We start from the raw sequence: 21,068 nt of genomic DNA, 5'->3' as shown, positions 1-21,068 counted from the left end.
TCGGGCCGAAACGCCCACATGCCCGATTTGGGGCATGCGTTCGAATCGAGCGTTCCCTAGCGTGAGCCCGGTCGCCCGTGTGGGTGATCCTGCCTGGCAGGGATTCCCGTGGGGGGAAGAAACGGTCGATGCGAGTGCTCATGGTGTGTTCCTCCGGTGGACACCTCACCCAGCTGATGTGCCTGGAGTCCTGGTGGACCCAGCACGACCGGCGTTGGGTCACGTTCGACACCGAGGACGCCGTGACCAAGCTGGCCTCCGAGGACGTGGTCCACGCCTACCACCCCACGACGCGCAACCTGCGCAACCTGCTCCGCAACACCCGCCTCGCCTGGCGGGTGCTCCGCGAGTACCGCCCGGACGTCGTGCTCACCACGGGTGCCGGGGTCGCGGTCCCGTTCTTCTGGCTCAAGCGGATCGTCGGGGCCCAGACGGTGTACCTCGAGGTCTTCGACCGGATCGACTCCAAGACCCTCACCGCGCGGCTGTGCCGGCCGGTGACCGACCTGTTCCTCGTCCAGTGGCCCGAGCAGGAGCGCCTCTACCGCGACTCCGTGCTCCTCGGGAAGGTGTGGTGACCGTGCTCTCGCGTCAGGTCAGGATCCCCAGCCAGCGGGCGGTCCCCACGATCCTCCGCAGCCCCGCCGGCCGCGGGGTCGCGGTGCTCCTCGGCACCGACCACCACCCCTTCGACCGGCTCGTCGAGTGGGCCGCCACCCTGGCCGCCGGCAGCCCGGACCCCTGGTTCGTCCAGCACGGGTCGAGCCAGCTGCACCCCGAGCTCGACGGACGCCGCATGCTGGGCGGTCGCGAGCTGACCCGGCTCCTCGGCTCCGTCGACGTGGTGGTCACCCACGGTGGCCCCGGACTGATCATGGAGGCCCGCGCGGCCCGGCACATCCCGATCGTGGTGCCTCGCGATCCCGCCCTGGGTGAGCACGTGGACGGGCACCAGATCCGGTTCGCCCAGCGCCTCGACGAGCGCGGCGACATCCGCCTGGTCAACTCGCTGGACCAGCTCCGGGAGGCTGTCGAGCTGGCGAAGGTGATGGGCCGGATCGCCGCCGACGTCCCGACGCAACGGGCCGAGACCACCGTCCGCTTCGGGGAGCTGGTGGACCAGCTCCACCAGCGGGCCAGGCGTCGATGACCGAGCTGGCCTCCGTCCCGGACCCCGTCCTCGCACCCGACGTCACCCGCAACCTCGCAGCCGGCCCTGCACCCGGTCTCAGCCGCGTCCCCACGCCCCGCAGGGCCCCGGAGGTCGAGCACCTCCCGGGCGCGCGGCCCGCCCGGCTCGTCCTGCTCCAGCCGATCGACCCGGCTCCGGTGCGCCGGGCCGTGAAGGACGTCTGGGAGCGGCTCTTCGCCGCGCTGCTGCTGGTCCTGACCCTGCCGCTGCTGGTCCTGCTGGCCCTGGCCATCCGCGCCGACCGGGGCGGGCCGGCCGTCTTCCGGCAGGTGCGCGTGGGCCGGAACGGCACCGAGTTCGTGCTGCTCAAGCTGCGCACGATGCGCCCGGACGCCGAGGAGGTGCTCGCCGACCTCGCCGGCTGCAGCGACACCAACGGCGTGCTGTTCAAGATGCGCGAGGACCCGCGGGTCACCCGGCTCGGCCGGCTGCTGCGGCGCTACTCGCTCGACGAGCTGCCCCAGCTGTGGAACGTCGTCCGCGGGGACATGGCGCTGGTCGGCCCGCGCCCCGCGCTGCCCGACGAGGTCGCGGCGTACCCGGCCGGCGTGCACCGTCGGCTCACCGTGAAGCCGGGCCTGACCGGGCTGTGGCAGGTATCCGGCCGCTCCGACCTCTCCTGGGAGGAGAGCCAGCGCATCGACCTGCGCTACGTCGACCAGTGGTCGCTGCGGCTCGACCTGCTGATCACCCTGCGCACCGTCCGGGCCGTGGTCGGGCACCAGGGCGCCTACTGAGGCGAGCCCGGGGCGAACAGGTCGCCGTGCTCCTCGATCCGTTCGAGCACGGTCGCCAGGTCCAGCTGCTCCAGGGCCAGCGGGTCCTCCGCCCCCTCCTCCACCTCGGCCCAGGTGACCGGCGCCGCCACGGTGGGCCGCTCCCGGCCCCGCAGCGAGTACGGCGAGATCGTCGTCTTCGACCCGGCGTTCTGCGACCAGTCCAGGAACACCTTGCCCCCTCGCCGGGACTTGGCCATCGTGGCCGTGACCAGGTCGCCCCGCTCGCGCTGCAGGCGTTCGGCCACCTCCTTGGCCAGCGCCGTCGTCCCGTCACTGTCCAGCTCCCCGTCGAGCCCGGCGTACAGGTGGATGCCCTTGCTGCCGCTGAGCACCGGGCTGCTCGTCAGGCCGCGCTCGGCCAGCAGCTCGCGTACCAGGAGTGCCACCTGCGCACACTCGTGCAGTCCTGCCGGCTCCCCGGGATCGAGGTCGATCACCAGCCGGTCGGGCGGCAGCAGGGTGCCGTCCGGCTCGACCAGCCACTGGTGCACGTGCAGCTCCAGGGCAGCCAGGTTGACCAGCCAGGTCAGGGTCGCCAGGTCGTCGACCACGGGGAAGACCAGGGTCCCCGAGGCGTCGTCCCCCGCTCGGGATCCGGTGGTGGGCACCTCCGCGGTCCGCACCCACCGGGGGCTGCGGCGCGGCACGTTCTTCTCGAAGAAGCTCTCCCCCTGCACTCCGTGCGGCCAGCGGATCCGGGTCACGCACCGGTCCGCGAGGTGCGGCAGCAGGACCGGGGCGACCTGGGCGTAGTAGTGGAGCACCTCCCCCTTGGTGGTGCCGGTCCGCGGGTAGAGGACCTTCTCCAGGTTGCTGATCCGCAGCGTCCTGCCGTCGACCTCGACGTGCACCTCACTCATCGCCGGCCTCCTGGTCTCTCGGCTCCTGCCGCTCCAGCAGGTCCTCGGGCGCCAGGTCGGTCCGTACTCCCTGGAACGACGGCTGGCGCAGCCGGTCGTGGTGGGAGTAGCCGAGCGACTCGACGTCGACCACGAGCTCGGGACGGACCCAACGGGTGCCCAGCACGTCCACCCGGGGCAGCTGGTCGATGAACGGGGAGACCGGAGCCGCCAGCGGCTCCACCAGCTCCCGCAGCCGCGCCGCGGCCCGGCCGGTGACTCCGCTGCCCACCCGGCCGCGGAAGACCAGGCCGTCGGGGGTCGGCTCCCCCACCAGCAGCGCCCCCAGGCGGTCCGCCGAGCCGGTCTCGGGACGCCAGCCCCCGACCACCCAGGAGGCACGCTCGCGGTGCGGGAACTTCAGCCAGTGCGGGCTGCGCAGACCCGGGACGTAGCGGGAGGAGAGCCGCTTGCTCACCACCCCCTCCAGCCGCTGCTGGCGGGTCGCCTCCCACAGCATCTCGCCGTCGTCGTAGGCCGGCGGCACCTGGCAGCGGTCCGAGCCGAGGCCGAGCCCCTCCAACGCCTGTCGCCGGCGCTCCAGCGGCTCGTCCATCAGGTCGCGTCCCTCGAGCCGCAGCAGGTCGAAGACCAGGAGGGTGACCGGACGGGAGGCGACCAGGGCCTGAGCCCGGCGCGGGTTGCGCTGGTGCATCCGCTCGGCCAGCGCCCCGAAGCTCGGGCGCCCGTCGGCGAAGGCCACGACCTCGCCGTCGAGCAGCGCGTCGGGGGCGTCGAGGCGGGTGAGCTCGGGGAAGGAGACCGTCACGTCGTTCTCGTTGCGCGACCACAGCCGCACCTGTCCGGAGGAGACCTCGGCGAGCACCCGCATCCCGTCCCACTTGACCTCGTGCAGCCACTCCTCGCCACCGGGCAGCCTGGTTCCGCGGGTCGCGAGCATGGGACGCACCGGTTCATCCTCGCCGACTGGGGGTACCTCTGGCGATACTGGGTCAGACCAGCACCACCATCACACGAGGCATCCGAGGCCACCCGCAGCCGTACGAGGCAGCACGAGAGCAGAGGGAGACGACATGCGCGCGATCTGGAAGGGCTCGGTCTCGTTCGGGCTGGTCAACGTGCCGGTCAAGCTCTACTCGGCCACGGAGTCCCACGACGTGTCGTTCCGGCAGGTGCACGCGAAGGACGGCGGGCGGATCAAGTACCAGCGGGTCTGCTCGATCGACGGCGAGGAGGTCGCCTACGCCGACATCGCCAAGGGGTACGAGACCGAGGACGGCGAGATGGTCATCCTCACCGACGACGACCTGGCGCAGCTGCCGCTCACCTCCTCGCGCGAGATCGCGGTGGAGAAGTTCGTGCCCAGCGACCAGATCGACCCGATGCTCTTCGAGAAGAGCTACTACCTGGAGCCGGAGAAGACCGGGGCGAAGCCGTACGCACTGCTGCGCCAGGCGCTCCAGGAGGCCGACCGGATGGCCGTGGTCACCGTCGCCCTGCGCCAGCGCACCTCGGTCGCGGTGCTCCGCGTGCGCGACGACGTGATCGTCCTGCAGACGATGATGTGGCCCGACGAGATCCGCACCCCCGACTTCTCGGTCGACGCCGGCGAGGTGCGGTCCGGCGAGGTCAAGATGGCGCAGATGCTGGTCGAGACCTTGGCCGGCGACTTCGACCCCACGGAGTTCGAGGACGACTACGCCGAGGCGGTCGAGGCACTCGTCAGCGCCAAGATCGAGGGCGGTGAGGTCAAGCGGACCGCCACCTCGACCAAGAGCTCCGGCGAGGTGGTCGACCTGCTGGCCGCGCTGCAGAAGTCGGTCGCCGCGGCCAAGAAGGCGCGCGGCGAGGACGTCGCCGACGAGGAGCCCGAGGACCAGACGGACGAAGCGGACGAAGCGGACGAGGCCGACGAGACCGACGAGAAGCCGGCCAGGAAGACCGCGGCGAAGAAGACCGCGGCGAAGAAGACGTCGGCGAAGTCGACGGCCAAGTCCACGAGCAAGTCCACGAGCAGCTCGACGGCGAAGAAGTCGTCGGCCAAGAAGGCCCCCGCGAAGAAGACGGCCGCCAAGTCCGCCGCCAAGAAGAGCACGGCCAAGAAGGCGGAGACCCGGAAGGCGAGCTGACCCCGACCGGGCCCCGGTCGAGACTCAGTCGAGCAGGCCGCGCACCACCCGCAGCGCGACCGACATCCGCGCCAGGTCGGCGTCCTCGTCCAGGCAGATCTGCTCCAGCATCCGCACGGCGTGCGCCACCGCGTCGGACCGCTTCTCCTCCCAGTCCGCCACCCGGCGCTCGGCGGACTCGTGCTCCCCCGAGGCCAGCACCCGGAGGGTGAGCTCGGCGTGCACGGCGTACAGGTCGTCGCGCAGGGCCGCGCGGGCCATCGTCTGCCAGCGGTCGTCGCGCGGCAGCTGCTGGATCCGCTGGACCAGCATCGGCAGCGCGAGCCGCTCCCCCAGCGCGAAGTGCACCTGGGCGACCTCGTACGGGTCGAGCTCCTGGCTCTGCGCGGTCTCCACGATCGAGAGCAGCGCGTAGCAAGCAGGCAGCCCGGCCACCCGCACCGCGAGCTCCTCCGGCACCCCGTGCTCGAGCAGCTGGTCCCGGCGCTGCTCGTACGCCGCCCGCTCACGACCCACGAGCAGGTCCGGCAGGTCGCCCATCGCCCGCTGCACCGGCACGCTGAGCGTGTCGACCAGCTCCTCGCTGTGCAGGGGTCGCCGGTGGGTGACCAGCCAGCGGGAGGCGCGCTCGACCAGCGTCCGCATCTCCAGCCGGATCTGCGTCTGCACCGCGGCCGGGAGCCGGTTGTCCTCCTCCTCCAGCCGGCGGCGCAGCGCCAGCGAGCCGAAGAGCTCCCGGGCGACGAAGTTGGCCCGGGTCAGCTCGGCGGCGCTGGCGCCCGTCTCGCGGCCCAGCCTCGACCAGTAGGTGAGGCCCGCACCGTTGACGAGCGCGTTGACCACCTGGGTGGTGATGATCTGCCGCCGCAGCGGGTGCTCCATCATCTGGGCGCGGTAGTCCTGGTGCATCCGGGAGGGGAAGTAGGTGATCAGGTCGAGGGCCAGGTACGGGTCCTCGGGCAGCTCGCTGTCCAGGAGCTCATCGGCCAGCACGATCTTCGTGTACGACATCAGCACCGAGAGCTCGGGCGTGGTCAGCCCCTCCCCCCTCTCGATGCGGCGCCGCACCTCGGTGCGGTCGGGAAGCGCCTCCAGCTCACGGTCCAGGACGCCGCGGGCCTCGAGCTCGCGCATCCAGTCCTCGTGCACGTGCAGCATTGCCGGCGCCTGGCTGGCGGCGTTGGCCAGGGTGAGGTTCTGCTCGTAGTTGTCGCGGAGCACCAGGGTCGCGACCTCGTCGGTCATCTCCGCCAGGAGCCGGTTGCGGTCCTCGCCGTCGAGTCGCCCGGCGTCGACCGCCCGGTCGAGCAGGATCTTGATGTTGACCTCGTGGTCGGAGGTGTCCACGCCGGCGGAGTTGTCGATGAAGTCGGTGTTGATCCGACCGCCCGCACCCTCGCGCCCGTGCAGGCTGTACTCGATCCGTCCGCGCTGGGTGAACCCGAGGTTCCCGCCCTCACCGACGCAGCCGGCCCGCAGGTCGGCGCCGTCGACCCGGATCGCGTCGTTGGCCTTGTCCCCGGCGTCGGCGTGGCTCTCGCTCCGGGCCTTGACGTAGGTGCCGATCCCGCCGTTCCACAGCAGGTCGACGGGGCTGGTGAGGATCGCCCGCATCAGCTCGGCCGGCGTCATCGACGCCACGTCGTCGGCGATGCCCAGCGCCCGCCGGACCGCGTCGTTGAGCGGGATCGACTTGCTCGCCCGGCTGTGCACGCCGCCGCCGGCCGAGATGAGCTCCGGGTCGTAGTCGCGCCAGCTCGAGCGCGGCAGGTCGAAGAGCCGCTTCCGCTCGGCGTACGACGTGGCGGCGTCGGGGTCGGGGTCCAGGAAGATGTCGCGGTGGTCGAAGGCGGCCACCAGCCGGATGTGCTCGGAGCAGAGCATGCCGTTGCCGAAGACGTCGCCGGACATGTCCCCGATGCCCACGCAGGTGAAGTCCTCGCTCTGGCAGTCCACGCCGCGCTCGCGGAAGTGCCGCTGGACCGAGACCCAGGCGCCGCGGGCGGTGATCCCCATCTTCTTGTGGTCGTAGCCCACCGAGCCGCCCGAAGCGAAGGCGTCCCCGAGCCAGAAGCCGTAGTCCTTGGCCACCTCGTTGGCGATGTCGGAGAACGACGCCGTGCCCTTGTCCGCGGCCACCACCAGGTAGGCGTCGTCGCCGTCGTGGCGCACCACCGACGGGGGCGGCACCGTACGCCCGTCCACCAGGTTGTCCGTGACGTCCAGCAGGCCCTGGATGAAGGTGCGGTAGCAGGCGATCCCCTCGGCCAGCCAGGCCTCGCGGTCGGAGGGGTCGGGCAGCTGCTTGGCCACGAAGCCGCCCTTCGCGCCGACCGGCACGATCACGGTGTTCTTCACCATCTGCGCCTTGACCAGGCCGAGCACCTCGGTGCGGAAGTCGTCGCGACGGTCCGACCAGCGCAGGCCGCCGCGGGCCACCGCGCCGAACCGCAGGTGCACGCCCTCGACCCGGGGCGAGTAGACGAAGATCTCGAACGCCGGCCGCGGCTGCGGCAGGTCGGGGATCGCGGAGGGGTCGAGCTTGAGGGAGAGATAGGGACGTGGGCCGCGCTCCGGGTCGTCGTCGAGGGGCCGGAAGAAGTTCGTCCGCAGCGTGGCCTGGATGTGGGTCAGGTAGGAGCGCAGGATCCGGTCGTGGTCCAGGCTGACGACGTCGTCCAGCGCGGCGGCCAGCTTCTCCTCGATCGCGGCCACCTCCTGCGTCCCGGCCGGGTCGAAGCGGGCCTCGAAGAGCCGGACGAGCAGCCGGGTGATGTCCAGGTTGGTGCGCAGCGCCGCCTGGATCGAGGAGAGCGCGAACGGCGTACCGCCCTGCCGCATGTAGCGGGCGTAGGCCCGCAGCACGGTCGCCTGGCGCCAGGTCAGTCCCGCGGAGAGCACCAGGGTGTTGAAGCCGTCGGTCTCGTTGAACCCCGCCCAGATGGCGCGCAGGGTGTCGACCGCGAGCTCGGCGGCGCCGGGCACCATGGCCCGCTCGTCGCGCAGCCCGAACTCGTAGATGTGGGTCGTCTCGGGCAGCCCCTCCAGCTGGTAGGGACGCTCGTCGACCACCTCGACACCGAGGGAGGAGATCGTCGGCAGCACCTGGGAGAGCGACAGCGGGTCGCCGATCCGGAAGATCTTGAGCCGCGCCTGGCTGCGCCGCCTCGGGTCCTCGTCGGCGGCCAGCACCAGGTCGAGCGGACCGCCGGGCTCCAGAGCCTCCAGCCGGGCGACGTCCTGGGCGGCCCGCGCCGGGGTGAAGTCCTCCTTGAACGCCTCGGGGAAGGCGCCTGCGTACGTGCGTGCGAGCCGCGACCCCTCGTGCTCGCCGAACTGGGCGACGAGCTCGGTGCGCAGGTCGTCGGTCCAGGAGCGGGACGCCTCGCTGAGCGCCCGCTCGATCGCGGCCGGGTCGAAGTCGGCGATGGCCCCGTCGGGACCGGGGTGCACCACGAAGTGCACCCGGGCGGTGACGGACTCGTTGACCCGGGCGGTGAACTCGACGTGGTCACCGCCGAGCTGCTCGCGCAGGATCGCCGCGAACCGCTCGCGGACGCCGGTGTTGTACCGGTCGCGCGGCAGGTAGATCAGCGCGGAGACGTAGCGCCCGTAGGTGTCGCGACGCAGGAACGCCCGCAGCTGGCGGCGCTGGCCGGCGTGCATCATGCTCTCCGCGATCGGCACCAGCTCGTCCAGCGGGGTGTGGAAGAGCTCGTCGCGCGGGTAGTTCTCCAGGGTGTCCATCAGCTCCTTGCCGGCGTGGCTGCGCCGGTCGAAGCCGACCCGGGCCAGCACCTGCTCGGCCTTCTCCCGCAGCAGCGGGATCCGGGTGATCGACTCGGTGTAGGCGCCGCTGGAGAGGAGCCCGAGGAACCGGCGCTCCCCGACCACGCGTCCCTGGTCGTCGAAGGTCTTCACGCCGACGTAGTCGAGGTAGGCGGGCCGGTGCACGGTGGCCAGCGAGTTCGCCTTGGTGAGCACGAGCAACGTCGGCTCCGCCGCCTTCCGGGCGGCGATCTCCGGCAGCCGCGAGGACTCCCCGGTCATGTCGGGGTCGGCGCGCAGGATGCCCAGACCGGTGCCGGGGACGGCGCGGAGCAGGGCACCGCGCTCGTCGGTCTCCAGCTTGTACTCGCGGTAGCCCAGGAAGGTGAAGTGGTCTGCGGCCAGCCAACCCAGGAGCGCGGCGCCCTGCTCGACCTCGTACGCCGGCAGGTCCGGGGGCTGGGTACGCAGCTGCTCGACCACGCTCTCGGCCTCGGCCCGCATCCGGCCCCAGTCCTCCACGGCGTCCCGGACGTCCTGCAGCACCCGCTGCAGCCGCTCCTCCAGCGCAGTCGCGTCGGTCTCGTCGACGAGCCGGTCGATCTCCACGTGCATCCACGACTCGATCACCCGGCCCCGCTCCTGGGCCGCGGTGGTCACCTCGGTCTCGTCGACCGGGTGCACCGCCTCCAGCCGCCCGGTGATGTCCCGCTCGACCAGGAAGCGAGGGTGGACCACCCCGTGCACGGCCGAGCCGGAGCGGGTCAGCTCCATGGTCACCGAGTCGACCAGGAACGGCATGTCGTCGGTGACGATCTCCACCACCGAGTGCCCGCGCGCCGACCAGCCGCTGCCCTCCACGTCGGGGGTGCTCACCCGAACCACGGCGCGGCCCTGGGGACGAGCGGCGGCGACCTGCAGGTGGCTGGCCCAGGCGCCGTACAGGTCGGCCGGGCTCCGCTCGGCCACGTCCTCGGGGGCGACGTGGCGGTAGTACGACGGCAGCAGCACGTCGGTCTCCTCGCCGGCTCCCTCGCTCGTGCCTGCCGCCGACCCGTGGCCTGCAGCCTGCTCCAACAGCTCCGCCTTCTCGTCCTCCACCTGTGAGCCCACGACCCGACCCTAGGCACACGGCTGTGACGGGCACAACACGCACCGTCCTCGGCGCGTCACGCCGTCCGCCCGGCGACCCGTCAGAATGGCCGGATGACCACGCGACTGACCCACCAGCTCACCTATCCCGCCCCGCTGGAGGAGGTGGCAGCCATGCTCCGGGACCCCGCGTTCCGCCAGCAGGTCTGCCAGGGCCAGAAGGCGCTCGAGTCCAGCGTCGAGGTGGAGACCGAGGGCGCCACGACGTCGGTCACCGTCTCCCGGGTGCTGGAGGCGCGCGGCATCCCGTCCTTCGCCGCGAAGGTGGTCGGGGACCGGATCGAGGTCGTCCAGACCGAGACCTGGCACGACCACGAGCGGGCCGACTACCGCGTGGAGATCCCCGGCAAGCCGGGCGAGATCACCGGGACGGCGGTGCTGACCGAGTCAGGTGGGACGACGACCGAGACGGTCTCGCTCGACATCGGGATCCGCATCCCGCTGGTCGGCGGGAAGCTCGAGGCGCTCATCCGCGACCTGCTGGTCAAGGCCCTCGACGTCGAGGTCCGGGTCGGTCGGGACTACCTCGCCGGCGTCTGAGGCGCCGGAGTCGTCTGAGCCACCCGAGAGCCCGGCCTCCTCCCGCGCGTCGGCGCGACCGCGCCACCACACGACGAACCCCAGCAGCACGAACGGCCCGAAGGCGAGCAGCACGGTGAGCGCCTGCTCGAAGGGATGCAGGGCGCCCATGTGCAGTGCGTTCAGACCCGAGGCGTTCAGACCCAGGACACCCGGATCCGGCAGGTTCGGGTGGAGCAGGCCGAGCAGGTGGGGCATGCCGCCATTCTCCCCCAGCACCGCGCACGGAGCACATCGGCGGCGCGGGCTGCCCGCACGCCTGCGCCGGCCCGCTCACTCCATGTGCGGGTAGCCGATCTGCGTCGGCGGCACGAACGTCTCCTTGATCGACCGGGGACTGGTCCAGCGGAGCAGGTTGAGCGCGGCGCCGGCCTTGTCGTTGGTGCCCGAGGCGCGGCCGCCGCCGAACGGCTGCTGCCCGACCACCGCCCCGGTGGGCTTGTCGTTGACGTAGAAGTTGCCCGCCGCGAACCGCAGCGCCTCCCCGGCCCAGGCGATCGCCTGCCGGTCCTGGGCGATGATCGCCCCGGTCAGGGCGTACGGCGCGAACGACTCCATCTGCGCCACGACCTGCTCGAACCGGTCGTCCTCGTAGACGTGCACGGCCAGCATCGGACCGAAGTACTCCTCGGAGAAGATCGCGTCCGTGGGGTCGCTCGACTCCACCAGCGTGGGCCGGACGAACCAGCCGACCGAGTCGTCGGTCTGGCCGCCGGCCAGCAGCGTGAGGTGGTCGGTCTCCTCCACCCGGGCGATCGCGGCGCGGAGCCGGGTGAAGGCGCGCTGGTCGATGACCGCGCCCATGAAGTGGGACAGGTCCGTGACGTCGCCCATCGTCAGGCCCTCGACGTCGGCGACCAGCTGGTCCTTGATCCGCTCCCACACCGAGCGCGGAACGTAGGCCCGCGACGCGGCCGAGCACTTCTGTCCCTGGTACTCGAAGGCGCCCCGCACCATCGCCACCCGCAGCACGTCGGGGTCGGCCGAGGGGTGGGCCACGATGAAGTCCTTGCCCCCGGTCTCCCCCACGATCCGCGGGTAGGCCCGGTAGGAGGAGATGTTCTCCCCGACCGTGCGCCACAGGTGCTGGAAGGTGGCGGTGGAGCCGGTGAAGTGGATCCCGGCCAGGTCGGGGTGGGCCAGTGTCACCTTCGAGACGTCGAGTCCGTCCCCGGGCAGCATGTTGATCACCCCGGGCGGCATCCCGGCCTCCGCGAGCAGCTCCATGGTCAGGCTCGCCGCCAGCTGCTGGGTCGGCGACGGCTTCCAGATCACCGTGTTGCCCATCAGCGCGGGCGCGGTCGGCAGGTTCCCGGCGATCGCGGTGAAGTTGAACGGGGTGATCGCGTAGACGAACCCCTCGAGCGGGCGGTGGTCGGTGCGGTTCCAGACCCCGGGTGCGGAGACCAGCGGCTGCTCGGCCAGCACCTGCGCGGCGAAGTGCACGTTGAACCGCCAGAAGTCGATCAGCTCGCAGGCCGAGTCGATCTCCGCCTGCTGCGCCGTCTTCGACTGGCCCAGCATGGTGGCGGCGTTGAGCCGCTGACGCCACGGGCCGGCGAGCAGGTCGGCGGCCTTGAGCAGGATCGCGCAGCGCTCGTCGAAGGGCATCCTGCTCCACTCAGGAGCGGCCTGCGCGGCCGCCCGGACGGCCGCCTCGGCGTCGCTCGTGGTGGCGGACCGGAAGGTGCCGAGGACGTGCTGGTGGTCGTGCGGCTGGACGACCTGCACCTCGGCGCCGCCGCCGTCGCGCCACTGCCCGCCCACGTAGGCGGGCAGCGTCCGGGCTGAGCCCTCGAGCCGGGCGAGCTCTCGCTCCAGCTCGGCCCTCTCGGCGGTGCCGGGCGCATAGGTGAGGTTCGGCTCGTTGACCGGGAGCGGGGGGTGCGTGATGCCGTCCATCCCGCGACGATAGCCGCGCCCGGGTGAGCGGCGACACCGCCGGGGCACCGCCGGGTCAGATCAGGTGCGGGAGCTCCTCGGGCGCGAACCAGGCCAGGTCGTCGTCCGGGTCGTCGGCCTCGTCCCGGTCCTCGGTGTCCAGGTGGACGGCGACCACGTCGCTCAGCCGGACCGGCCCCGCGGGGTGCCCGGGCTCTGCGACGAGCACGACCCGGCGCAGCCCGGCCTCCGCCCGGGTCGCAGCAAGGGCGGTGGAGAGGTCGGCCGCGGTCATCAGCGCGGCGTACTCCGCCTCCTCGTCCTCGCCCTCGGCCTGCACCGGTCCCTCCGGGGCGAGCTCGTCCTCCGGCAGCTCGCCGGTGGCGACCAGCCGGCCCAGCCCGGCCCGGGTCGTGGGCAGGTAGAGACGACCGCTCACGTGCTCTCCTCCCGGGGGCTCGCCGGGGGCGTGCCGGCCGGCCGGCTCCCCTCCTTGCGGTCGCGACGGGTCGGTGACCCGGTCCGGCGCCGGCCCCGCGGAGCGCGAGGACGCGAGTCGCTGGCGGAGTCCTTGAGCTCCTCCAGCGCCTCCACCACGCACTGCCCCAGGACGTCGGCGTCAGGCACCAGGTCCCGGTCGACGGTGAGGCCGTAGAAGACCTTGCCGTCGTACGAGGTCACCCCGATGGCCAGCGCGTGGCCCGGCTGCAGCGGGTGCACCGGATAGCTCTCCAGCATCCGCGCGCCGGCCGCGTAGAGCGGGAACTGGGGGCCGGGGACGTTGGTCACCGAGAGGTGGAAGCCGCGCCGCAGCTCGGCTGCCGCCACCCGGGAGCCGAGTGCGTGGAAGGTCGTCGGGGCGAAGCCGGCGATGCCGGCCAGCCGCTGTGCCGCCACCGCACGACCGGTCTCGCGGTGGTTGTGGAACCCGTAGCTGACCTGGAGCAGCCGCACCACGGCACTGGGCTCGCCCACGGGCAGGTAGACCTCGTGCCCGGTCACCTGGGTGCCCATCGAGGTCGCCTCGAGCTCGTCGTCGATCACCGACATGGGCACGACCGCCTTGAGCCGCTTGATCCCGTGCAGCGCCTCGTCCCGGGTCATCAGCCAGGCCCGCAGCGCGCCGGTGACCGTGGCCAGCACCACGTCGTTGACGCTGGTGCCGTGCACCCGGCGCACCTGGCGGTAGTCGGCCAGGTCGGTGGCGATCGTCACCACCCGCCGCTGCTGGGAGAGCGACCCGGTGACCGGGGTGTCGGGGGCCGGCCTGCGGTTGGCGAGCGCGCCCGCGACGTGCGTGGCCCGGGTCCGTGCCGCGTCGGCGGTGCGCAGCAGCGCCCCCACGTTGCCGCGGGCGGTGCTGACCAGCGTGCTCGGACGCTCCAGGCTCTCCCGCACCGCGGAGGCGATCAGGGAGGCGGGGGTGGGCGCCCGTGCCGGGCGCCACTCGTCGAGGCCCAGCGGCTCCTGGTCGGGGTTCACGTCGAGCATCACCTGACCGAGGTCGACGGTCTCCACCCCGTCGACCAGGATCTGGTGCGACTTGGCCAGGATCGCGACCCGACCCTCGGCGAGCCCCTCGATCACGTAGACCTCCCACAACGGGCGGGTCCGGTCCAGGGACCGGGAGACGATCCGGGCGGTGAGCTCGCGCAGCTGGTCCTCGTTGCCCGGCCGGGGAAGCGCCGAGCGACGCACGTGGTAGCTCAGGTCGAACTCCTCGTCGTCGACCCACACCGGGTTGGCCAGCCGACCCGGGACGGCCTGCAGACGCTGGCGGTACCGCGGCACGTAGGAGATCCGCTCGGCGATCAGCTCCAGCACGTGGGAGTACTCGAACCCGCGTGGTCCGGGCTCGAAGATCTCGAGGGTCGCGTTGTGCATCGGCGTGGCTGGCGAGTCCGTGGCCAGGAACGCCAGGTCCCGCGACCTCAGCCGGTCCCTCATGTCTGCCCTTCCGTCGCCCGAGTTTCGTCCACATGGGATTCTGGCAGAACGAGACCACTGCATGAGAGGAACGCCCACATGTCTGCCCCCCTCGGTCCGCGACTGCGCCTCACCGCCGCGGCGGCCATCTCCGGACTCGCGCTGCTCGGACTCACCGGCTGCTCGGAGGACTCGAGCACCGCGACCCCGGACGAGAGCACCTCGGAGCCGACGTCGATCCAGGTCACCGTGGAGGGCGACAGCATCACTCCGGCCGGGGAGCGGGTCAAGGTCTCGGTGGGCGAGCCGGTGACCCTGGAGATCGACTCGGACCGCGAGGGCGAGCTGCACGTGCACTCCACCCCCGAGCAGGAGATCTCCTTCTCCGAGGGCGCCTCCGAGCACGAGCTGGTCCTGGACCGCCCCGGCATCGTCGAGGTGGAGTCGCACGACCCCGACATCGTCGTGCTGCAGCTCGAAGCCCGCTGACGTGGAGCGCGACCTCCTCGCCCACGGGTTGGGCGGGGCCAAGGACCTGCCCATCTCCCCCGAGCTGGCGATCGCCGGCGCCGTGGCGGCTCTGGTCGTCTCCTTCACCGTGCTGGCGCTGGCCTGGCGCACCCCCCGCTTCGACCGGCCCTCCGGGCGCCCGGCGCCGGCCTGGCTGAGCACTGCGGTCGACTCCGCCTGGTTCACCGTCCTGACCCGCGCCCTCGGCCTGGCCCTCTTCGGCTGGTTCGTGATGGCCGCCGTCCTCGGCGAGAACCTGCTGATCAACCCGGCCCTGGGCATGTTCTACGTGCTGCTCTGGGTCGGGCTCGTGCCGCTCAGCCTGGTCTTCGGGCCGGCGTACAAGGCACTCAGCCCGGTCCGCACGCTGCACGCCGGCCTGGTCCGGCTGACCGGGTCCGACCCGCGCGAGGGACTGCGTGCCTACCCGGAGCGGCTGGGCTACTGGCCGGCCGCGCTGGGGCTGTTCTCCTTCGTCTGGCTCGAGCTGGTCCACCCCGACTCCACCCAGCTGGGCACCGTCCGGCTCTGGGTCGCGATCTACGTCGCGGTGATGCTGCTCGGCGGTGCTGTCTACGGCTCCCGGTTCTTCGAGCGGGCCGACCCCTTCGAGGTCTACTCGACCCTGGTCGGGCACCTGTCGGTCTGGGGTCGCCGCGACGGCGAGCTCGTGCTGCGCTCGCCGCTGGCCAACCTGGCCACGGTGCCCGCGCTGCCGGGACTGGTCGCCGTGGTCGCGGTGCTCTTCGGCAGCACCGGCTTCGACTCGTTCCGCGAGTCGCCTCCGTGGCTGCGGTTCGTCCAGGACTCCACGGTCGACTCCGCCCTGCTCGGCACCGCCGCGCTGGTCGTCTTCTGCGTCGGCGTGGGCCTGGTCCTCACCGTCGCCACGGTGGCGACCGGCGTCGGGGACGACCTGGAGCGCCGGCGACTGCCCAGCCTCTTCGCGCACTCGATGGTGCCGATCATCGTGGGGTACGTCGTGGCCCACTACCTGTCGTACTTCGTCGAGTACGGCCAGGTCACCCTGGCCCAGATGAGTGACCCCTTCTCCCAGGGGGACAACCTGCTCGGCACTGCGGACTGGCAGGTCAACAGGTGGCTGAGCTACCACCCCACGACCCTGGCCAACATCAAGGTGCTCGGCGTCGTCCTCGGTCACGTCCTGGGTGTGGTCGCCGCCCACGACCGCGCCGTCGGCCTGCTGCCCCGCCGTCACCAGCTCACCGGACAGCTCCCGCTGCTGTTCGCGATGGTGGGGTTCACCGCGGGCGGGCTGTACCTGCTGTTCGCGGCCTGACCCGGCGCGCCAGCCGCCCGCGCCCTGCACGCCCGCCCCGCCGGGCTCCGGACGCCCCGAGGCTGCCTGGGTCGACCGCGTCGGTGAGCCGGGCGACCGCCCGGCTCACCGAGGAGTCCCCGACCTCGCCCAGGGCCCGTCCGGCCACCAGCGCCCGGTCCACCGCGGCGCGGTCGTCGGGCAGGAAGTGCAGGGCGCTGACCCGGGCGAAGCCCTCGACCATCCCGACGACGTCCGCCTCCGACCAGCCGAGGCTGGGTCGCATCCGGTTGACCACCACCCGCAACGGCGTGCTCCCCACCACCTCGCGCACGTCCACCAGCGCGCGGGCCAGCCGGGAGAGGCCCACCGGGTCGGCGGCCCCCACCACGAGGATCTCGTCGGCCGCCTCCAGTGCCTCGAGCGTCATGGTGTTGTGCGCACCCGCGGGACCTGCGGCGTGGTCCACCGCGAGGTCGGGGCCGGTGTCGACCACCACGCTGCCGCGCGACCTCGACGCCTCGAGCACGTCGCCCAGCACGCCGGGACGCACCTCGACCCAGCGGTCGGGACGAGGGAGACCGGTCATCACCGCCAGGCACGGCGCGACGGTCCGGCAGGTCGCGGGCAGGCGCTCGTGCAGGGTCCCGGCGGCGACCAGCCGGGAGGCGGCCAGCACGCCGGAGACCTGGTCGAGGACACCGAGGTGCTGGGCCACCGAGGCCGCGTGCGGGTCGGCGTCCACCAGGAGCGTCGGGGTCCCCCGCCGGGCCATCTCGGCGGCGGTCGCGGTGGCCACGGTGGTGCGGCCAGGCGCGCCGGCCGGGCCCCAGACGGCGACCACGCGTCCCGGTCCCCCGGCCCCCGACGGCCCGAGCGTCTCGGGCTGTGTCCAGTCGCCCGGCCCGGTGCCCGCCCCCAGAATGCCGAGAGAGGAGCCCGAGCCGGCGCGCGTGTCCCCGAGGTCCTCGGCCCGGGAGACCGTGGCGGCCAGCTCGGCGAGGTCCTCGGCAGGGACCCAGGAGCCGACGTCGAGACGGGCGAGCCGTGCAGCCACGTCGTCGCGCCCCGGGTCCGCGACCACCGCGACGGGCCGCACGCCGTGCCGCCGCAGGTGCTCCACCGCCGAGCGGTCCAGCCCGGGGGCCTCCAGGGCCACCAGAGCCACGTCCGCCTGACCGGTGGCAGCGGTGGCCATCAGGTCGTCCACGTCGACGCACCGCTTGAGGACCACCACCCGGGAGGCCTCACCCAGCCGCGTCAGCGCCTCGGACTCCCATCCCGCCCCCGAGGCGAGCACCAGGACGCAGACCATCTCAACCTCGTCCGACGAGCATCAGGCGCCCGTCTCCGCTGGCGGTGAGCACCCGGGCCAGGTTGGCTCCGTCGTCCGGGATGCCCAGCACCAGCTGACGGTCCGTGGGCGAGCCTGCGAGGTCCGCCGAGCCGCGGGGGGCGTCGGCCACCCGGACGTCGGCGACCGCGAGCTTGGCCTTGCTGGACTCCGGGGAACCGCTGGCCGGCAGGATCCACACGTCGACCACGGAGCCGGCCGACACCGAGGGAGGCAGCTGCACGGCGGGGACGGAGACCGAGACGAGCGGCGTCTCGTCGTCCGGCTCGCCGAGCACCGTCCGGGGCAGCAGCTCTCCTGCCGTCACGCCCCGGGCGAGGTGGCGCGCGGTGGGCAGCGCGTCGCCGGTGGTGAAGTAGAGCTCGGCGTCGGAGGGGTCCGCGAACCGGACGCGTCGAGCCACCAGGTCGGAGGGGTCCACCTCGGTGCCCTCGGCCAGGTCGGTCCCCACCGTCCACATCGCGACGGTGTCGTCGGCCCCGCCCACCACCCGGGCCCCCACCACGACCGAGACGGCGACGAGCGCGACCCCGATCCACAACCGGGGGTCGCGCCACCCTGCCACGGGGCTTCGCTGGGCCGCGGGGCTGTCTTCGCTTCCTGGACTCGAGAGCACGACCAGCATCCTTGCGCCTCCGGCTGGGAGGGTGGCGGACTGTCCACAGAGGGAGCGGCGCTTCACAACGCAGGCCGCGCCGCACCACCTCCGCCGTGTGAGGTGGCACCATGGAGGCATGCCCGGCTCGCCCCGCTTCCTCACCCTCGCCGACGTCGCCGAGGTGCTGAACACCTCCAGCGCCCAGGTCTACGCCCTGGTCCGCCGGGGCGACCTGCCCGCGATCAAGATCGGCGGCCGCGGCCAGTGGCGGGTCGAGCACGCGCAGCTGGAGACGTTCATCGAGCGGATGTACGCCGAGACCAAGCAGTTCGTCGACCAGCACCCGTTCGTGGAGGCCGACGCCTCGATGGGCGACGACTGAGGCTCAGCCCACCTCGGAGTCGAGGGTGATCGACACCCGGCGCTCCTCGCCGTCGCGCATGACGGTCAGGTCGAGGGTGTCGCCCGGCCGGTGTGTCCGGATGGCCACGATCAGCGCGATGCCGTCCGCGACGCGGTCGCCGTCCACCTCGGTCACCAGGTCGTCGACCCGCAGCCCTGCCCGCTCCGCCGGGGTGCCGTCGAGCACCTCGTCGATCCGGGCGCCGAGGTTGTCCCGGTCGCCGCCGGTCTGCACCGTGGCGCCGATGACGGGGTAGCGCGCCTCACCGGTGCGCAGGATCTGGTCGGCGGTGGTCCGCACCTGCTCGATCGGGATGGCGAAGCCCACCCCGATGTTGCCGGCCTCGCGGAGCATGCCCCCGGTGGTCGCGATCGCGGAGTTGACCCCGACCACCTGCCCCTCGAGGTTGACCAGGGGGCCGCCGGAGTTGCCGGGGTTGATCGCCGCGTCGGTCTGGACCGCGTTGATGAAGGACGTCTCGTCGTCGCTCTCGCCGGTGGTCACGGGCCGGTTGAGGGCGCTGACGATGCCCGAGGTCACCGTCTGGCTCAGACCCAGCGGAGCGCCGAAGGCGACCACGGGATCGCCGACCAGCAGACTGCGGGACGCCCCCAGGCTGGCGGCGCGGAGCTCGTCCGCACCGTCGACGTCGAGCACGGCGATGTCGTAGACCTGGCTGACGCCGACCACCGAGGCCTCGTAGACGCGCCCCTCGAAGTCGACGATCCGCAGGTCGTCCTCGCTGGACCCCGCGACGACGTGCTGGTTGGTCACGACGTGCCCCTGGTCGTCGAGCACGAAGCCCGACCCGGTGGCCCCTGCGCCCGGTCCGCCGGCCAGCACCTGCACGGTGCTCGGGAGCAGCTCATCCGCCACCGCCGAGACCGACTGGTTGCCCGCGTCGAGCGGCGGGGCGGTCCGGGTGCTCGCCGGGTCGAGGCCGGTGCCGCCCAGGCGCAGGCCCTCGTAGAGCGCGCCTCCGAGTGCACCGCCGGCCAGACCGACCACCAGGGCGACGGCGGCGACGGCCGGCCACATCCACGAGGCCGGCCCGCCGGGTCGTCCGGGGGCTTCGGCCGGAGGAGCCTGCGCGAGCCAGCCCGGCGTCCCCGCCGGACCGGAGGACGGCGCCACCGGCGGCGCCCACGGGCTCCTCGGGCCCACTCCCTCGAGCGGAACAGTGGGCTCCGCGTCGCGCGGCTCGCTCTCCGGCAGCTCGATGAGAGGCGGCCCGGGAGCAGTCGGCTCACTCACCGGCGCTTCGGCAGCAGACGGATCGGTGGCAGTCGGCTCGGTGACGGGCGGTGCTTCCGAGCCGCCGGTCAGGTCGTGGTTCCCGTCCCGGTCCTGGGGTGAGGGCACCCCATCGTCAGCGTTGCCGCGGGGCCCGTCAGTCCAGTCGTCGCTGCCGTCGTCGCGGGAGGAGTGGTCGTTCACGGCACCAGTGTCGCGCGAACACCACCCGGGCGCAGCCAGGAGGGTCGCGCCGGAGGCGTCTTGGTCGAGCCCGTGTCGTTGACGGTGCTGGGCGGGACCATGCTCGTGACCGGACCACGACGGTCGGTCTGGGGCGCGTTCGCCGGGACCGAGCCCAGCGCCAGGACGCCGACGACCGCCACCCCGGCGGCCCCTCCCCCGAGCGCGGCCAGGTGCCGGGGACGGGAGCGGGAGCGGGCGTGCGACACCTCGAGCGCGTGCCGCTCCATCGGGGAGGCCCCCTCCGGGGCCATCATCATCAGCGAGCGGCGCAGCCCCTGCTCCAGCCCGGGGGGCGTGGACGGCGAGCAGTGCGTGAGCTCGGCCAGCCGGGTCTTGACCCAACCCTCGCGCTCGACCGCGTCCCGGCAGGGGTGGCAGGCGTGCACGTGCTCCCAGGCGCGTTCCTCCTCAGCCGGGCTCAGGCAGCCGTCCAGGAGGGCGCTGACGCGGGTGCCGAGGTGGCCGATCACGCCGAGCCCCCCAGCACGGGCGTCGGACCGGCGTACCGCTGGCGCCCCTCCGCCGGCGCCCGGTGGGCCAGGGCCTTGCGCAGCATCGTGCGTCCGCGGTGGATGCGGGAGCGCACCGTGCCCAGCTTGGCGTCCATGATCGCGGCGATCTCCTCGTAGGAGAGCCCCTCGACGTCGCAGAGCACGACGGCGGCACGGAAGTCGGGCGGGAGCGTGGCGAGTGCGCGCTCCACGTCGTCGTCGAAAGTCCGGTCGTCGTACGCCGCGTCGGGCGACGGCGACGCGCTGACCAGTCGGCTGGCGCGCTCGTCGGAGAGCGCGTCGAAGCGGATGCGCTGGCGGCGGCGAGCCTGGTCCAGGAAGAGGTTGGTGGTGATGCGGTGCAGCCAGCCCTCGAAGGTGCCGGGCGTGTAGCCGTCCAGGGAGCGGAAGACGCGCACGAAGACCTCCTGGGTGAGGTCCTCCGCGTCGTGCCGGTCACCGGTGAGCCGGTAGGCCAGACGGAAGACCCGGTCCGAGTGCCGCGCGACGATCTCGTCCCACGTCGGGACGGTCTCGGGCGGGTTCTCCACGGGTGCCTCCTGACGAGACGGGGATCGTCGATGCTGCGTCGAGCCGAACATGCTGTGTCTCCCTGACTCGAGGTGTCGAGCGTAGGCGCCTCGCCTGAGAGGAACCTGTGAGCCCGTGCGGACCCTGGCGGACCCCG

General features: G+C 72.7%; 19 protein-coding genes. 8 read left to right on the top strand and 11 right to left on the bottom strand.

All coding sequences use genetic code 11. From position 1 onward, the window contains the following. Positions 1 to 128: 128 nt before the first annotated feature. Genes H8838_RS05955 through H8838_RS05945 form a run of 3 tightly spaced genes read left to right on the top strand, consistent with a single transcriptional unit; the run spans position 129 to position 1,929 of the window. Positions 129 to 578, top strand: a complete 450-nt coding sequence (locus H8838_RS05955; protein WP_181310258.1) for a glycosyltransferase family protein — start codon at positions 129 to 131, stop codon at positions 576 to 578. Further along, complete coding sequence (locus H8838_RS05950; RefSeq protein ID WP_185995121.1) at positions 575 to 1,150, top strand: glycosyltransferase; 576 nt, start codon at positions 575 to 577, stop codon at positions 1,148 to 1,150. Before H8838_RS05955 ends, H8838_RS05950 begins: the two co-directional genes overlap by 4 nt. Beyond that, positions 1,147 to 1,929: a sugar transferase gene (locus H8838_RS05945; RefSeq protein ID WP_185995122.1), complete on the top strand. Its 783-nt coding sequence runs from the start codon at positions 1,147 to 1,149 to the stop codon at positions 1,927 to 1,929. The genes H8838_RS05950 and H8838_RS05945 overlap by 4 nt, the downstream gene beginning before the upstream one ends. Here the strand turns inward: H8838_RS05945 and ligD (H8838_RS05940) are convergent. Continuing rightward, on the bottom strand, positions 1,923 to 2,831 hold the full coding sequence (gene ligD / locus H8838_RS05940; protein WP_185995123.1) for a non-homologous end-joining DNA ligase: 909 nt from the start codon (positions 2,829 to 2,831) through the stop codon (positions 1,923 to 1,925). The genes H8838_RS05945 and ligD (H8838_RS05940) overlap by 7 nt on opposite strands. Then, entirely contained in the window at positions 2,824 to 3,771 is a 948-nt protein-coding gene (ligD, locus tag H8838_RS05935; protein WP_185995184.1) for a non-homologous end-joining DNA ligase, read from the bottom strand. The genes ligD (H8838_RS05940) and ligD (H8838_RS05935) overlap by 8 nt, the downstream gene beginning before the upstream one ends. Before the next feature lie 133 nt (positions 3,772 to 3,904). Between ligD (H8838_RS05935) and ku the strand changes: the two genes are divergently transcribed. Next, the gene (ku, locus tag H8838_RS05930; protein WP_185995124.1) at positions 3,905 to 4,960 is read left to right on the top strand and encodes a non-homologous end joining protein Ku; all 1,056 of its coding nucleotides are present in this window, start codon (positions 3,905 to 3,907) and stop codon (positions 4,958 to 4,960) included. Positions 4,961 to 4,984: 24 nt separating this feature from the next. Here ku and H8838_RS05925 read toward each other — a convergent pair whose 3' ends face one another. After that, positions 4,985 to 9,841 (bottom strand): NAD-glutamate dehydrogenase, encoded by a 4,857-nt coding sequence (locus H8838_RS05925; RefSeq protein ID WP_185995125.1) that lies wholly within the window; start codon positions 9,839 to 9,841, stop codon positions 4,985 to 4,987. A gap of 93 nt (positions 9,842 to 9,934) precedes the next feature. Here H8838_RS05925 and H8838_RS05920 point away from each other — a divergent pair, with 93 nt between their 5' ends. Next, positions 9,935 to 10,420: a DUF2505 domain-containing protein gene (locus tag H8838_RS05920; RefSeq protein WP_185995126.1), complete on the top strand. Its 486-nt coding sequence runs from the start codon at positions 9,935 to 9,937 to the stop codon at positions 10,418 to 10,420. Positions 10,421 to 10,732: 312 nt separating this feature from the next. Here the strand turns inward: H8838_RS05920 and pruA are convergent, their stop codons facing one another. The 3 genes from pruA to H8838_RS05905 are packed head-to-tail and all read right to left on the bottom strand — an operon-like array spanning position 10,733 to position 14,287. Then, positions 10,733 to 12,361, bottom strand: coding sequence for an L-glutamate gamma-semialdehyde dehydrogenase (gene pruA, locus H8838_RS05915; RefSeq protein ID WP_185995127.1), 1,629 nt, complete (start codon positions 12,359 to 12,361; stop codon positions 10,733 to 10,735). A gap of 55 nt (positions 12,362 to 12,416) precedes the next feature. After that, positions 12,417 to 12,779 carry a DUF6912 family protein gene (locus H8838_RS05910; RefSeq protein WP_181310250.1) on the bottom strand — a complete coding sequence of 121 codons (363 nt, stop codon included), beginning with the start codon at positions 12,777 to 12,779 and terminating at the stop codon, positions 12,417 to 12,419. Then, positions 12,776 to 14,287 carry a WS/DGAT/MGAT family O-acyltransferase gene (locus H8838_RS05905; protein ID WP_185995128.1) on the bottom strand — a complete coding sequence of 504 codons (1,512 nt, stop codon included), beginning with the start codon at positions 14,285 to 14,287 and terminating at the stop codon, positions 12,776 to 12,778. The genes H8838_RS05910 and H8838_RS05905 overlap by 4 nt, the downstream gene beginning before the upstream one ends. 78 nt (positions 14,288 to 14,365) lie before the next feature. Here H8838_RS05905 and H8838_RS05900 point away from each other — a divergent pair, with 78 nt between their 5' ends. Then, positions 14,366 to 14,755, top strand: coding sequence for a hypothetical protein (locus H8838_RS05900; RefSeq protein ID WP_181310248.1), 390 nt, complete (start codon positions 14,366 to 14,368; stop codon positions 14,753 to 14,755). Position 14,756: 1 nt separating this feature from the next. Continuing rightward, positions 14,757 to 16,076 carry a hypothetical protein gene (locus H8838_RS05895; protein ID WP_181310247.1) on the top strand — a complete coding sequence of 440 codons (1,320 nt, stop codon included), beginning with the start codon at positions 14,757 to 14,759 and terminating at the stop codon, positions 16,074 to 16,076. Here the strand turns inward: H8838_RS05895 and H8838_RS05890 are convergent. Together H8838_RS05890 and H8838_RS05885 are read right to left on the bottom strand one after the other, a co-directional pair. Beyond that, entirely contained in the window at positions 16,039 to 17,370 is a 1,332-nt protein-coding gene (locus H8838_RS05890) for an AAA family ATPase (RefSeq protein ID WP_185995129.1), read from the bottom strand. The two genes, H8838_RS05895 and H8838_RS05890, sit on opposite strands and share 38 nt — an antisense overlap. Position 17,371: 1 nt before the next feature. Continuing rightward, complete coding sequence (locus tag H8838_RS05885) at positions 17,372 to 17,974, bottom strand: flagellar biosynthesis protein FlgA (protein WP_181310245.1); 603 nt, start codon at positions 17,972 to 17,974, stop codon at positions 17,372 to 17,374. 169 nt (positions 17,975 to 18,143) lie between these two features. Here H8838_RS05885 and H8838_RS05880 point away from each other — a divergent pair, with 169 nt between their 5' ends. Beyond that, positions 18,144 to 18,389 carry a helix-turn-helix domain-containing protein gene (locus tag H8838_RS05880; protein ID WP_181310244.1) on the top strand — a complete coding sequence of 82 codons (246 nt, stop codon included), beginning with the start codon at positions 18,144 to 18,146 and terminating at the stop codon, positions 18,387 to 18,389. Positions 18,390 to 18,392: 3 nt separating this feature from the next. Here the strand turns inward: H8838_RS05880 and H8838_RS05875 are convergent, their stop codons facing one another. From H8838_RS05875 to sigE, 3 genes are read right to left on the bottom strand one after another with little or no spacing between them, the layout of a single operon-like run. Continuing rightward, a complete protein-coding gene (locus H8838_RS05875) occupies positions 18,393 to 19,847 on the bottom strand; it encodes a S1C family serine protease (RefSeq protein ID WP_185995130.1) in 1,455 nt (484 codons plus the stop codon). Beyond that, entirely contained in the window at positions 19,844 to 20,359 is a 516-nt protein-coding gene (locus H8838_RS05870) for an anti-sigma factor (RefSeq protein WP_185995131.1), read from the bottom strand. The genes H8838_RS05875 and H8838_RS05870 overlap by 4 nt, the downstream gene beginning before the upstream one ends. Then, the gene (gene sigE / locus H8838_RS05865) at positions 20,356 to 20,931 is read right to left on the bottom strand and encodes an RNA polymerase sigma factor SigE (protein WP_309136288.1); all 576 of its coding nucleotides are present in this window, start codon (positions 20,929 to 20,931) and stop codon (positions 20,356 to 20,358) included. The genes H8838_RS05870 and sigE overlap by 4 nt, the downstream gene beginning before the upstream one ends. Positions 20,932 to 21,068: the final 137 nt, after the last annotated feature.

It is taken from the genome of Nocardioides campestrisoli, assembly GCF_013624435.2.
Taxonomy (GTDB): Bacteria; Actinomycetota; Actinomycetes; order Propionibacteriales; family Nocardioidaceae; genus Nocardioides; species Nocardioides campestrisoli.
This window is presented reverse-complemented; position numbering and strand designations above follow the sequence as displayed.

Bases quoted from the DNA above. Each gene is read 5' to 3' on its own strand.
- H8838_RS05920 (WP_185995126.1), top strand. From the start codon at position 9,935: ATGACCACGCGACTGACCCACCAGCTCACCTATCCCGCCCCGCTGGAG.
- H8838_RS05955 (WP_181310258.1), top strand. From the start codon at position 129: ATGCGAGTGCTCATGGTGTGTTCCTCCGGTGGACACCTCACCCAGCTG.
- H8838_RS05945 (WP_185995122.1), top strand. From the start codon at position 1,147: ATGACCGAGCTGGCCTCCGTCCCGGACCCCGTCCTCGCACCCGACGTC.
- H8838_RS05900 (WP_181310248.1), top strand. From the start codon at position 14,366: ATGTCTGCCCCCCTCGGTCCGCGACTGCGCCTCACCGCCGCGGCGGCC.
- pruA (WP_185995127.1), bottom strand. From the start codon at position 12,361: ATGGACGGCATCACGCACCCCCCGCTCCCGGTCAACGAGCCGAACCTC.
- ligD (WP_185995184.1), bottom strand. From the start codon at position 3,771: ATGCTCGCGACCCGCGGAACCAGGCTGCCCGGTGGCGAGGAGTGGCTG.
- H8838_RS05880 (WP_181310244.1), top strand. From the start codon at position 18,144: ATGCCCGGCTCGCCCCGCTTCCTCACCCTCGCCGACGTCGCCGAGGTG.
- ligD (WP_185995123.1), bottom strand. From the start codon at position 2,831: ATGAGTGAGGTGCACGTCGAGGTCGACGGCAGGACGCTGCGGATCAGC.
- ku (WP_185995124.1), top strand. From the start codon at position 3,905: ATGCGCGCGATCTGGAAGGGCTCGGTCTCGTTCGGGCTGGTCAACGTG.
- H8838_RS05905 (WP_185995128.1), bottom strand. From the start codon at position 14,287: ATGAGGGACCGGCTGAGGTCGCGGGACCTGGCGTTCCTGGCCACGGAC.
- H8838_RS05890 (WP_185995129.1), bottom strand. From the start codon at position 17,370: ATGGTCTGCGTCCTGGTGCTCGCCTCGGGGGCGGGATGGGAGTCCGAG.